Annotated in this window: 1 protein-coding gene; it reads right to left on the bottom strand. The window is 40.1% G+C overall.

The window, feature by feature from the left end; all coding sequences use genetic code 11:
- A partial coding sequence (locus G5B12_RS16920; RefSeq protein WP_174088940.1) for a recombinase family protein occupies positions 1 to 1,568 on the bottom strand: 1,568 nt, incomplete at both ends.

Genomic DNA, 1,568 nt, shown 5'->3' with positions numbered 1-1,568 from the left:
AGGCATCTGCCATTTCTTTTGTCAGCTTACGCTTTGACATATAAGTATGTATCACATTTCCCCAGCCTTCTTCAATGTGGTAATCCTGGGAATACCGAACCTTTGCCGCCAATACTGTGTCCAGACGGCTCTTGATATTCTCAATTTCATTGGAATAGATCCGAGAAAACTGTATGTACTCTTCTTCTGTAATCAAACGTTCCGAGTAATCTTCATATAAATCCGACTTACGCTTACTGATTCGGCTTAGTTCCCGTCGGAGTTTCCCCACCTCTTTATCCAAAAGCAGGTACTGTGTCTGATTTTTGGAAGCTGCATTCATTTCCTGAATCATTTTTTCTGTATCCAATACGGTTTTCATATGCGTTTGGATCAGGCGAAGAACATCGTCATCCACATATTCTTTTCTGACTCTGTGCCCTTTGCATTGCTTTCCTCCGGATTTATGGTTAGTATTGGCTCCGCAGATATAAAAGAATGTGCCATTTCTTTCTCTGGACAACGTCATGCGGTTGCCACAGCCTCCGCACCATATTTTTCCTGTATAGAAATTATGATTTCGAATAGCCCCATTGTTCTGCTGATGTTTCTTCTTATAAGCTTCCGTATATTCCTGAATTTTAGATTGTACCTGTTGAAACAACTCTCTATCTATAATCCCTTCATGCGTGTTCTCCACATGCACCCATTCACTCTCTGGTCGATTTCTCTGTTTATTTTCCTGGAAAACACTTTGCTGATATTTTCCAAATACAGAATCACCTGTGCAATGAACATCCTGAAGTACTCGCTTCACTTCATAATTATTCCAGGGTTTAGACTCCGGAAGCGGCTTTTCACCGGTTTTATAGAATTTTCTCTGTAAAGTCGGCGATAAAACTCCATCTTTATTGAGCTGTCTTGCAATATCACTATAATTCCTGCCATCCATATACATAGAAAATATACTTTTCAGATGTTCTGCAGCTTCATCATCAACAATCAGCTGATGATGGTCTTCTTCTGACTTTCTGTAACCATACGGTTCCCAGGCACTTGTAAATTTTCCCTCTTTCCAAAGTGCTTTTTTTGCGCTGCTACTCTTCTTGGCAAGGTCTTTCGAATAGAATTCATTGATGATATTCTTCAGTGGAACTGTAAGATCCACACCTTCTCTGAAAGAATCGAAATCATCTGTCACAGCCAGGAATCTTACATGGAAAAACGGGAATACTCGTTCAATATAATTGCTGGTTTCGACATAATTTCTGCCAAGTCTGGACAAATCTTTTACAATAACACAATTGATTTTTCCATGCTTGATATCTTCCATCATCTGTACGAATCCAGGACGGTCAAAATTTGTACCTGAATAGTCTGAGTCCTTATAAACTTTCGCAACCGAAATATCTTCCGTATCTGCTACAAAGTTTTTCATCAATTCCACCTGGGTTTCTATCGTTCCTCTTTCTAGTGTTTCTTCTGTTTCCATTGAAATTCTGGCATACAATCCTGCCCGGAATGGTCTGCTCATCTCTGTCTGGACGGTTGCACTGCTGACTACTTCCGGAATGTTTTTCCTGCTCTTT

The sequence above is a fragment of the Blautia sp. MSK.20.85 genome (genome assembly GCF_013317245.1).
Taxonomy (GTDB): Bacteria; Bacillota; Clostridia; order Lachnospirales; family Lachnospiraceae; genus Blautia_A.
Note: the sequence above shows the minus strand (reverse complement) of the source record. Positions and strands in the feature narration are given on the sequence as shown.